The sequence below is a fragment of the Pseudactinotalea sp. genome (assembly GCF_048594945.1).
In the GTDB taxonomy this organism is placed as follows: domain Bacteria; phylum Actinomycetota; class Actinomycetes; order Actinomycetales; family Beutenbergiaceae; genus Pseudactinotalea.
In genome coordinates, this window is sequence record NZ_JBMDXJ010000186.1 from 1 (window position 1) to 9,922 (window position 9,922).

Genomic DNA, 9,922 nt, shown 5'->3' on the forward strand with positions numbered 1-9,922 from the left:
ACCTTGCGGAGCGCCGAGTTCGGCTTCTTGGGCGTGGTGGTGAACACGCGCGTGCACACGCCGCGGCGCTGCGGGCTGCCCTTGAGGGCAGGCGTCTTGGTCTTGCCGACCTTGGCGCTGCGGCCCTTGCGGACCAGCTGCTGAATGGTGGGCACTGGGTCTCCGTCCCGTGTCTTGAGGTACTGCTGTATGAGTTCTTGCGTCCTGCCCTGCTGCTGCCATGACCCCCGCACCCGGGCGTGTCGTCCGGCTGGCAGGACGCACCGGTCACCGCTGCGAAGCGATGGTCGGTGCGCTCGGCCGGTCTGAGGACCGCCTTGCCGTTCGGCTGCTGCTTCGCACCATCAGGGACGACGCACGGGCCGAACTGCGCACACGCGAGAGCCCGCCTCAGCGGGCACCGTCGTCCAGGGTACAACACCGACGGGCCTGCTCAAAAGCCGTCAGCGCAACCAATCTGTCCGGGGAGGCCGAGATCACACCGCCGCTCGTCGGTTGACGCTCCCCACGGTAGCCGGTAAGTTCTCGCGCTTGTGTCCCTCGCCGCGCTCGCCGCCCTGACGGGGACCGGGTGGAGGCGCTGGTCGGCCTATCGCGCAGCGCTGATCGGCGGTGCGTTCACCAACGCGGTCTTCGGGCTGATCCGCACGGCGATCACGGGCGGAGCGGTCGGGGCGGCCGGCGGCACGCTCGCGGGCTACGACCCGCTGGCTGCCGCGACGTACGTCTGGTTCGGGCAGGCGTTCCTCTCGGTCGTGCACCTGTGGTGGAACAACGACCTGGCCGATCGGATCCGATCGGGCGACATCGCGGTGGATCTCGCACGCCCGGTCGACCCACCGCTGGCCTATCTGTGCGCCGATCTCGGCCGCGCCGGAATCACGTTGGTATGGCGGGGCGGACCGACGCTGCTCGTCGGCCTGGTCACCACAGCGATGGCGCTGCCGGACCGCCTGCTGCCCTACCTCCTCGGCACTCTCAGTCTCGTGCTGGGCATCGTCGTCTCCTTCCTGGGGCGGTGGCTCGTGAGCCTGCTGGCGTTCTGGCTGACGGAGATGCGCGGGGTCTCGACCCTGTACCTCGTCACCGGGAACCTGTTCTCGGGTCTCGTGGTCCCGGTCCACTGGTTTCCGGAGTGGCTCGGTGCACTGGCGTCCGCCACGCCGTTTCCCTCGATCCTGCAGACGCCGATCGACGTGATGATGGGTCACGTCACGGGTGCCGCTGCTGCCACGGCCATCGGCATCCAGCTCGCGTGGGCGACCGGTCTGCTCGTGGCGGGCCGGCTGGTGTGGCTGCTGGCCGTCCGGCGTCTGGTGGTGCAGGGTGGCTGAGCGCTCCTCCACCCGACTGGCGGGCGCCGTCGCGCCCTACCGGGCGGTTCTGCGAAGCCGGATGCGGGCCCAGTTGGAGTACCGGCGCTCGTTCGCCCTCGACGTCATCGGATCGGTCGGCATCGGTGTCCTGGAGTTCGCGGAGATCTACGTGATCTTCAGCTCGATCGAAGCCCTGGGCGGACTGACCTTCGGCGGTATGGCGCTGATGTTCGGGCTGGCCAACCTCGCCTTCAGCCTGGCGGACCTGCTGGTCGGTCACCTGGACCGCATCCCGTATTACGTGCGCACCGGCACGCTGGACGCACTGCTGCTCCGCCCGCTGCCGGTCCTGGCCCAGCTCGCCACGGACGATATTCAGCTGCGGCGGCTCGGCCGCGCCGGCATCGCTGTGGTGGTGCTCGTGATCGCCTTGGCCGTGAACCCGATCGCCTTCACCCCTGCCACCGTGACGCTGCTGATCATGACACCGGTGGCGGGCACGGCGATCTTCAGCGCGCTCTTCGTCGCGGCAGCCGGCTGCCAGTTCTGGCTGGTCGACGCAAGCGAGATGGTCAACTCCTTCACGTACGGGAGCAGCTACGCGGCCACCTACCCCACCGCGATCTTCACGACGCCGATGCGGGTGCTGTTCACCTTCGTGGTGCCCGCAGCGTTCACCGCCTATCTACCCACCCTGCTTCTGCTCGGGCTCGACGGCCCCTCCTGGACGCCTGCGTGGCTCGGCTGGCTGACGCCGGTTGCTGCGCTGGCGGCCTGGGGTGCCGCGATGCTGTTGTGGCGCGCGGGGCTTCGTCACTACACGGGAGCCGGCTCATGACCGACCAGATCGTCCACGCCCGCGGGCTCACCCGGGACTTCACGATCCGCTCCGGCGGGTGGCGACGGACCAAGCGAGTGGTCCACGCCGTCGTCGATCTCGATCTCGAGATCTCCGCGGGCGAGGCAGTCGGCTACATCGGCGCCAACGGCGCCGGCAAGTCGACCACGATCAAGATGCTCACCGGCATCCTCGCCCCCACCAGCGGCACCGTGCAGACCTGCGGCCTCCAGCCACAGAGGTCCCGGCGCGCGCTCGCCCGCCAGATCGGTGTGGTGTTCGGCCAGCGTTCGCAGCTGTGGTGGGACCTGCCGCTGCGCGAGTCCTACCGGGTACTCGCCTCGATCCATCGACTCGGCCCCAGCCACCGCGAGCGCCTCGACGAGCTGATCGATGCCCTCGACCTGGCGGGGTTCCTCGACACCCCGGTCCGGCAGCTCTCGCTCGGGCAGCGGATCCGTGGCGAGATCGCGGCCGCGCTGCTGCACTCGCCGCGCCTGCTCATTCTCGACGAACCCACCATCGGCCTCGACGTACTCAGCAAGGAGCGGCTACGCACGTTCCTGGTCTCCGAGCGCGAGACCCACGGCACCACGTTGCTGCTCACCACCCACGACATGGACGACGTCCAACGCCTCACCGACCGGATCATCGTCGTGGAACACGGCCGCGTGGCCTACACCGGCGACCTGCCCGGGCTGGTGCGGCGCGTCGGCGCCGACCGCGTGGTGGTGCTCGACCTCGACGAGCCCTCGGCCCCGCTCGACGGCGTCCCCGGCACCCGCCTCATCGCCACCGAGCACGAGGGTCTGCGGCAGCGGCTCGCGCTGCTCCCTGGCGCCACCGCCGCGAAGGTGCTCGCCGAGGTGGCCCGCCGCGCACCGCTGCGCGACCTCACGATCGAGGAGCCCGACATCGAGGACGTCGTCCGCCGTCTGTACGCCACGCAGCGGTCGTGAACATCTCGGTCCCCGTATCACTAGTACGTAGTTACGTACTTTCGTATAGACTCGGCGAGTGACCTCAGAGAAGACCGATGTCGAGACCCGCCTGACCGGACTCGAAGAGCGCCTCGCTCGCCTCGAGGCGAGCACGCTCGACCGGACCGACGACAACGCTGAGCGCGCCGGCGAGCCACCCACCGATACGACCGCACCCCTCTGGATCGTGGACGGCATCCGCGCCACTCGTGCTGCCGATGACCTGACCAACGGCGCCGTTCACCTGGCGGGCAGCCTCACGTTGCCGGACGGGACGCCCGTCAACTGGCAGCAGGGTGCCGCGCTCGACGACCTGCTCACCTCGAGCTGGGCGCCGGCCGTGCAGCGACTGGCTGCGCTGGCGCACCCGGTCCGTCTCGCCATCCTGCGGCACCTCCTGAACGGCCACGAGACCACCGCCGAGCTGGCGGAGGTCGAGGACATGGGAACCGCAGGTCAGCTGCACCACCACCTCCGGCAGCTCGTCGCCGCCGGCTGGGTGACCCAACGCGGCCGCGGCCGGTACACGGTGCTCCCCGCGCGCGTGGTCCCGCTGCTCACGATCGTGGAGGCCTCGCTGTGACCGCGCTGCTGCGGACCATCTACCGCTACCGCCTCGTCACCCTCAGCGTGGCTGTCGCCATCGGCGTCCTCAGCGGTATCACGGCTGAGCTCGAGCTGCCCGAGGCCGTTCGCGGACCGCAACGCGGGCTCGTGTTCGCTGCCTTCGCTGCAGCGGCGATCACGATCGCCGCCTCGGCCTTCGCACGCCGCCAGGTCGTCGTGCCCGCCCCGGTCCCTGTCGCGGCGCCGGTGCACGGTAGCTGGATGGCGATCAACAGCCCGTCGTCCGCCGTGCCCAGCCACGGCACCCGCGCCTACGCGCAGGCCTACGCGATCGACCTCGTCTCCTGGCCACCGCAGCCGCATGAGAAGGACGGCGACGACGGCGGCTGGGTCCGCCCGGACGCGTTTCCAGGCTTCGGGGCCCCGGTGCTGGCAATGATCGACGGCACGGTCGTGACCGCACGTGGCTGGCGGCGCGACCACCGCAGCCGCACCAGCACCGCCGCGCGCGCCTACCTGGTCCTCGAGGGACTGGTCCGAATGCTCGCCGGCCCGGGCTGGATCACCGGGAACCACGTGGTGATCCGCGGCGACGACGGCACCTACGCCCTGGTCGCGCACCTGCGTCGCGGCTCGCTCCAGGTCCGGCGCGGCGATCGCGTGCACGCCGGTCAGCAGCTCGGCGACTGCGGCAACTCGGGCAACAGCAGCGAGCCCCACGTGCACGCCCAGCTGATGGACCGCGCCTCGACCTGGGTGGCCGAAGGCATCCCGATGACCTTCAGCGCCGTCGAGGTGAACCTCCCCGATGCTGCCGACCTCCCTCCGGGAGCGGAGGACTTCGAGCCCGACCGCCCCGACCCCGCACAGCGCTTCCCGGGCATCCCCGCAAACGGCGAGATCCTCGTGGCCACACCTGCGGTCAGACCACGGACGCCCTGAACCGCCGGGACCCTGCTGCGCGGTGCCCCCATCGATTAGCGCATCCCGTAGGTTGATGCCGTGACGGCCCCTCAACCCGAGCTGGCGAGACGGATCGGGGTACGGGACGCCGTCGTCGTCGGACTGAGCGCCATGATCGGCGCCGGCATCTTCTCCGTCTGGGGCCCGGCGAGCGCAGCCGCCGGTGACGCACTGCTGGTCGCCCTCGCTGTCGCTGCGGTCCTCGCACTCTGCAACGCGACATCGTCGGCGCAACTCGCCGCACACCACCCTGCCTCAGGTGGCACCTACGTGTTCGGCAACCGGGTACTCGGTCCCTGGTGGGGATTCACGGCAGGCTGGGGCTTCGTCATCGGCAAGACGGCGTCCTGTGCGGCGATGGCGCTCACGTTCGCCGCGTACGTGATGCCTGGGCCGGCGTGGGTGCAGCGCGCGGTCGCGGCGGCGGCCGTGGCCGCCCTCACCCTCGCAGCCGTGCGCGGTATCACCCGCACCGCGCAGGTGGCCCGGGTGCTGCTCGTGATCGCACTGCTCGGTCTGGTGGCGCTCCTGATCGCCAGCTCGGTCGGCTCGACGCCCGCGCCGCCGAGCCTCGAACCGCCGACGAGCTGGCACGGCATCCTCCAGGGCGCCGGCCTGCTGTTCTTCGCCTTCGCCGGCTACGCACGCATCGCCACCCTCGCCGAGGAAGTGCGGACACCGGCGATGATCGGCCGGGCCGTGCTGATCTCCCTCGCCACCGTGGTCCTGCTGTACGGGCTCGTGGCCGTCACGCTGCTGAGCACCATCGGTGGCGACCTCCCTGGGACCACCTCACCGCTGGCCGACCTCGCCGAGCAGCTCACGGTCCCCGGGCTGGCGCTCGCCGTCCGCATCGCTGCCGCAGCAGCGGCGCTCGGCGCCTTGCTGGCCCTGCTCACCGGCATCAGCCGGACCACGCTCGCGATGGCACGCGAGGACGACCTACCCCGGTCGCTCGCAGTCGTCGAGCCGCGTCACCAGGTGCCCGCGCGAGCCCAGCTGCTGCTCGGCCTCGTGATCGTGGTGATCGTGCTCATCGCCGACCTCCGCGGGGCGATCGGCTTCTCGTCATTCGGAGTGCTCGTCTACTACGCGGTGACGAACCTCGCGGCGTTGCGCCAGCCGCGCGAGCAACGCCGCTGGCCCCGCGCGTTGCCGATCGTCGGCGTGGTCGGCTGCGTCGCCGTGGCACTCAGCCTGCCCGCCGAGGCGGTGATCGGCGGCCTCGCCGTCCTCGCTGCCGGCTTCGGCTACCGCCTGCTGCGCACCCGAGGGTCGTCCTGAGCTCCACAACGCTTCCCCCTCGGAACCCACACCCCCGATACGCGACACGCCCCCGACCCAGAGGGCCGGGGGCGTGTCGTGAACACCGGGTCAGCGGTAGTCGCTGAACCCGCCGAGGTCGAGCTCCTCGAGCGCGATCGCGTCCGCGCCCTCGGAGATCGGACCGTAGTCGATCTCGTCGTAGCCGAAGCTCGGGTAGATCTCCGCCTTCGCCTCTTCGGTGGGCTCCACCCGCACGTTGCGGTACCGGGGAAGACCGGTACCCGCCGGGATGAGCTTACCGAGGATGACGTTCTCCTTGAGGCCGAGCAGCGAGTCCGAACGACCGCTCATCGCGGCCTCGGTCAGCACCTTCGTGGTCTCCTGGAACGACGCCGCGGACAGCCACGAGTCAGTCGCCAGCGAGGCCTTGGTGATGCCCATGAGCTCCGGACGCCCGGCAGCCGGGGTCCCACCCTCGGACACCACGCGGCGGTTCTCGTCCTCGAACCGACCACGCTCGGACAACTCGCCCGGCAGCAGCCGGGAGTCACCCGAGTCGAGCACGGTCACGCGACGCAGCATCTGCCGCACGATGACCTCGATGTGCTTGTCGTGGATGTCCACACCCTGGGAGCGGTAGACCTCCTGGACCTCGTCCACGAGGTGCTTCTGCACCGAGCGCGGACCGAGGATGCGGAGCACCTTCTTCGGGTCAACAGCACCGGAGACCAGCTGCTGCCCGACCGCCACGTGGTCGCCGTCCTGGGCGAGCAGGCGCGAGCGCTTGCTGACCTGGTAGACGATCTCCTCGGTGCCGTCATCAGGCGTGAGCGTGATCTTGCGCGCACGGTCGGTGTCCTCGATGGCGATACGTCCCGCCATCTCGGCGATCGGCGCCTCGCTCTTCGGGGTACGAGCCTCGAACAGGTCGGTCACACGCGGCAGACCCTGCGTGATGTCGTCGGCCGAGGCCACACCACCGGAGTGGAACGTCCGCATCGTCAGCTGAGTACCGGGCTCACCGATCGACTGCGCCGCGATGATGCCCACGGCCTCGCCGATGTCGACGAGCTCGCCGGTGGCCAGCGAACGGCCGTAGCACTTGGCGCACGTGCCCACGCGGGACTCGCACGTCAGCACCGAACGCACCTTGATGCTCTCGACACCCGAGGCGATCAGCTTGTCGATGAGGACGTCACCGACGTCGTCACCCGACTCACCGAGAACGGTGCCGTCGGACGCCACGGCCTGACCCGCGAGGGTACGGGCGTAGACGCTCGTCTCGACCTTGTCGTGTCGGCGAGCAACGCCGTCGGGACCGACCTCGACGATCGGCTGCGTCAGACCACGCTCAGTGCCGCAGTCCTCCTCACGGATGATGACATCCTGCGACACGTCCACGAGACGACGAGTCAGGTAGCCCGACTCGGCGGTCCGCAGCGCGGTGTCGGCCAGACCCTTACGGGCACCGTGCGTCGCGATGAAGTACTCGAGCACCGAGAGGCCTTCTCGGTAGTTCGACTTGATCGGACGCGGGATGATCTCACCCTTCGGGTTCGCCACCAGACCACGCATACCGGCGATCTGACGCACCTGCATCCAGTTGCCTCGCGCACCCGAGGTGACCATGCGGAACACCGAGTTCTGCTCGGGGAAGTTCTCCCGCATCGAGGTGTCGACGTCGTCGGTCGCCTGGGTCCAGATCCCGATGAGCTCCTGACGGCGCTCGTCGTCGGTGATCAGACCGCGGTCGTACTGACCCTGGACCTTGGCGGCCTTCTCCTCGTAGCCCGCAAGGATCTCGGTCTTGGCGCCGGGGGCGACCACGTCGGAGATCCCGATCGTCACGCCCGAACGGGTGGCCCAGCGGAAGCCGGCCTCCTTGAGCGCATCCAGCGAGGCAGCGACCTCGACCTTCGGGTACCGCTCGGCGAGGTCGTTGACGATCGTCGAGAGGACCTTCTTGTCGACCACCGTGTTGACGTACGGGTAGTCGACCGGCAGCAGCTCGTTGAACAGCGCACGGCCCAGCGTGGTCGCGAAGGTGATCGGCTCACCCTCGCTCCAGCCCTCGGGAGCCTCGAAGCCGTCGGTAGGCGGCACGAGGTCGTCCATGCGGATCGAGATCGAGGCGTTGAGGTCCAGGTCGCCGGCGTCGAACGCCATCGTGGCCTCGGCCGGCGAGGTGAACGTGCGGCCCTCGCCCGCGACGCCCTCACGAGCGCTGGTGAGGTGGAACAGACCGATGATCATGTCCTGGGTGGGCATGGTCACCGGGCGGCCGTCGCTCGGCTTGAGGATGTTGTTGCTCGAGAGCATCAGGATGCGGGCCTCGGCCTGCGCCTCCGCCGACAGCGGCAGGTGCACCGCCATCTGGTCACCATCGAAGTCGGCGTTGAACGCACCACACACCAGCGGGTGCAGGTGGATCGCCTTGCCCTCGACCAGCTGCGGCTCGAACGCCTGGATGCCCAGCCGGTGCAGCGTGGGCGCACGGTTCAGCAGCACCGGGTGCTCGGTGATGACCTCTTCCAGCACGTCCCACACGACCGAGCGCGCGCGCTCGACCATCCGCTTGGCGGACTTGATGTTCTGGGCGTGGTTGAGGTCCACCAGCCGCTTCATGACGAACGGCTTGAACAGCTCGAGCGCCATCTGCTTGGGCAGACCGCACTGGTGCAGCTTCAGCTGCGGGCCGACCACGATGACCGAACGGCCCGAGTAGTCGACGCGCTTGCCGAGCAGGTTCTGACGGAAACGACCCTGCTTGCCCTTGAGCATGTCGGAGATCGACTTCAGCGGCCGGTTACCCGGACCGGTGACCGGACGACCACGGCGACCGTTGTCGAACAGCGAGTCGACGGCCTCCTGGAGCATCCGCTTCTCGTTGTTGACGATGATCTCCGGCGCGCCCAGGTCCAGCAGCCGCTTGAGGCGGTTGTTGCGGTTGATGACGCGGCGGTACAGGTCGTTCAGGTCCGAGGTCGCGAACCGGCCACCATCGAGCTGCACCATCGGGCGCAGGTCCGGCGGGATGACCGGCACGCAGTCCAGCACCATGCCCAACGGGCTGTTGGTGGTGGTGAGGAACGCGTTGACGACCTTGAGGCGCTTGAGGGCACGGGTCTTGCGCTGGCCCTTGCCGCTGCGGATGATCTCGCGCAGGTTCTCCGACTCGGCAGCCAGGTCGAAGGTCTCGAGGCGACGCTGGATCGCCTCGGCGCCCATCGCACCCTTGAAGTAGTTGCCGTAGCGGTCCTGCAGCTGGCGGTAGAGCATCTCGTCGCCCTCGAGGTCGGCGACCTTGAGGTTGACGAAGCGGTCCCAGACCAGTTCGAGGCGGTCGATCTCGGCATCGGCGCGCTTGCGCAGCTGAGCCATCTCGCGCTCGGCGGAATCCTTGACCTTGCGGCGTGCGTCAGCCTTGGCGCCCTCGGCCTCGAGCTCGGCGATGTCGGCCTCGAGCCGCTCACCGCGCTTGGCGATGTCGAGGTCGCGCTGCTTGGCGATCTCGTTCTTCTCGAGGTCGATCTCGTTCTGCAGGCTGGGCAGGTCCTCGCGGCGCCCCTCCTCGTCGACCTCGGTGATCATGTAGGCCGCGAAGTAGATGACCTTCTCGAGGTCCTTCGGGGCGAGGTCGAGCAGGTAGCCCAGCCGCGACGGCACGCCCTTGAAGTACCAGATGTGGGTGACCGGAGCGGCGAGCTCGATGTGGCCCATCCGGTCGCGGCGCACCTTGCTCCGGGTCACCTCGACGCCGCAGCGCTCACAGATGATGCCCTTGAAGCGGACGCGCTTGTACTTGCCGCAGTAGCACTCCCAGTCCCGGGTGGGACCGAAGATCTTCTCGCAGAACAGCCCATCCTTCTCAGGCTTGAGCGTGCGGTAGTTGATGGTCTCCGGCTTCTTGACCTCGCCGTGGGACCACGTGCGGACCTCGTCCGCGGTGGCCAGACCGATACGGAGCTCGTCGAACACGTTGACGTCGAGCA

7 protein-coding genes and 1 pseudogene are annotated in these 9,922 nt (G+C 69.2%); 6 read left to right on the top strand and 2 right to left on the bottom strand.

Translation table 11 applies throughout. The features are described 5' to 3' along the window. Positions 1-155 (bottom strand): annotated as a pseudogene (locus tag ACOJSN_RS08280) (30S ribosomal protein S12); the annotation flags it as partial. Between the two features lie 378 nt (positions 156-533). Here ACOJSN_RS08280 and ACOJSN_RS08285 point away from each other — a divergent pair. From ACOJSN_RS08285 to ACOJSN_RS08310, 6 genes are read left to right on the top strand one after another with little or no spacing between them, the layout of a single operon-like run. Next, positions 534-1,334, top strand: coding sequence for an ABC transporter permease (locus tag ACOJSN_RS08285; RefSeq protein WP_420112025.1), 801 nt, complete (start codon positions 534-536; stop codon positions 1,332-1,334). Further along, positions 1,327-2,154, top strand: a complete 828-nt coding sequence (locus ACOJSN_RS08290) for an ABC transporter permease (RefSeq protein ID WP_420112026.1) — start codon at positions 1,327-1,329, stop codon at positions 2,152-2,154. The genes ACOJSN_RS08285 and ACOJSN_RS08290 overlap by 8 nt, the downstream gene beginning before the upstream one ends. Then, positions 2,151-3,113 (top strand): ABC transporter ATP-binding protein, encoded by a 963-nt coding sequence (locus ACOJSN_RS08295; protein WP_420112027.1) that lies wholly within the window; start codon positions 2,151-2,153, stop codon positions 3,111-3,113. Before ACOJSN_RS08290 ends, ACOJSN_RS08295 begins: the two co-directional genes overlap by 4 nt. A gap of 58 nt (positions 3,114-3,171) precedes the next feature. Further along, entirely contained in the window at positions 3,172-3,717 is a 546-nt protein-coding gene (locus ACOJSN_RS08300; protein ID WP_420112028.1) for an ArsR/SmtB family transcription factor, read from the top strand. Continuing rightward, positions 3,714-4,643: a M23 family metallopeptidase gene (locus tag ACOJSN_RS08305; RefSeq protein WP_420112029.1), complete on the top strand. Its 930-nt coding sequence runs from the start codon at positions 3,714-3,716 to the stop codon at positions 4,641-4,643. Before ACOJSN_RS08300 ends, ACOJSN_RS08305 begins: the two co-directional genes overlap by 4 nt. Positions 4,644-4,703: 60 nt before the next feature. Next, positions 4,704-5,948 (top strand): APC family permease, encoded by a 1,245-nt coding sequence (locus ACOJSN_RS08310; protein WP_420112030.1) that lies wholly within the window; start codon positions 4,704-4,706, stop codon positions 5,946-5,948. Between the two features lie 90 nt (positions 5,949-6,038). Here ACOJSN_RS08310 and ACOJSN_RS08315 read toward each other — a convergent pair. After that, positions 6,039-9,922: DNA-directed RNA polymerase subunit beta' (locus tag ACOJSN_RS08315; protein ID WP_420112031.1), on the bottom strand; the 3,884-nt coding region annotated here is incomplete at its 5' end.